This is a genomic window from Candidatus Darwinibacter acetoxidans, assembly GCF_041936445.1.
Lineage (GTDB): Bacteria > Bacillota > Limnochordia > Darwinibacteriales > Darwinibacteriaceae > DTU010.
Genome location: NZ_JBHGXH010000015.1, coordinates 1 through 1,060, shown reverse-complemented (window position 1 = coordinate 1,060; position 1,060 = coordinate 1). Strand labels below are relative to the sequence as shown.

General features: G+C 53.2%; 2 protein-coding genes and 1 pseudogene. All 3 read left to right on the top strand.

The genetic code is table 11. From position 1 onward, the window contains the following. Positions 1–75 precede the first annotated feature (75 nt). Positions 76–336, top strand: coding sequence for a hypothetical protein (locus ACE4YL_RS00475; RefSeq protein WP_461368984.1), 261 nt, complete (start codon positions 76–78; stop codon positions 334–336). A 52-nt stretch (positions 337–388) separates the two neighbouring features. Beyond that, on the top strand, positions 389–715 hold the full coding sequence (locus tag ACE4YL_RS00470) for a DUF6378 domain-containing protein (RefSeq protein ID WP_461368983.1): 327 nt from the start codon (positions 389–391) through the stop codon (positions 713–715). A gap of 55 nt (positions 716–770) precedes the next feature. Next, a pseudogene (locus ACE4YL_RS00465) lies at positions 771–1,060 on the top strand (hypothetical protein); the annotation flags it as partial.

The window sequence follows — 1,060 nt, the reverse complement described above, 5'->3', positions numbered from 1 at the left end:
AAGCCATTCGTCTACACCATTTATTGCACGCATGGCTGGACTAATAGTCGGTTAATGGGCGGCAAGGCACTGAACTTGCACCGCCTAGCAGACATAGTTTTGGCGGACGTTTACATGATAAGCCACACCCACACACCTATGGTCTTTCCCGACAGCTACTATGTACCCGATCTCCGCAACAACAAGGTGGACGAGCGCACCAGATACTACGTGAACACTGGGAGCTATCAGAAGCGAGGACGTTACCCGACAGTAAAGGGGCTGCGGCCCACGGCGCTGGTCAGGCCGATTGTCCTTCTTAACGGCGCCGAGCGTAAGATTGAGGTGAGAGTGTGAGGTTAACTTCATGAGGTTAACTTCATGATGTTTACTCCTGGAGGTTAACACGATGAGCTATGTTGAAGAGCAACTCAAGTATTTGGATGGCTCTGCAGAGCAGCAGAAGATGGACTCCATCCTGGCCGAAGCACACCGACTAGTCCACGGCGTTCGTGGTGGGGACTATGGTCACCCTTATCATGACTTCAGCCGCACGGCCAAGATATGGTCGGCCATACTGGGGGTTGATGTCACTCCGGAGCAAGTAGCACTTTGCATGATCGGCGTCAAAATTAGCCGGGAGTGCAATAAACCCAAACGTGATAACAGGATTGACATCGCCGGATATGCCGAGGCGCTGGACATGGTGGTTGAATTCCAAGCCTCGCATTTTTAATGCGCGTGGAATAGGACAGAGTATTTGCAAATCATTAGGTAAGGGGGGCGCGTGCATGCTTAACCAAGTAATTCACGGGGACTGCTTAGAAGTGCTTCGCACGATGCCCGATAACTCAGTGGATGCGGTAGTGACCGATCCTCCGTATGGACTTAGCCGCGAGCCGGACATCGAAGAAGTGTTGCGTCATTGGCTTGCTGGTGACGATTACAACCACCGTGGTGGCGGATTCATGGGCAAGGAGTGGGACTCGTTTGTCCCTGGCCCTGCGGTGTGGAGGGAGGTGTGCCGAGTCGTAAAGCCGGGCGGTCACATTTTGTGCTTTGCAGGCACAAGAACCGTCGA

Excerpts from the sequence above, each read along its gene's own strand:
- ACE4YL_RS00470 (WP_461368983.1), top strand. The coding sequence starts at position 389 with ATGAGCTATGTTGAAGAGCAACTCAAGTATTTGGATGGCTCTGCAGAG.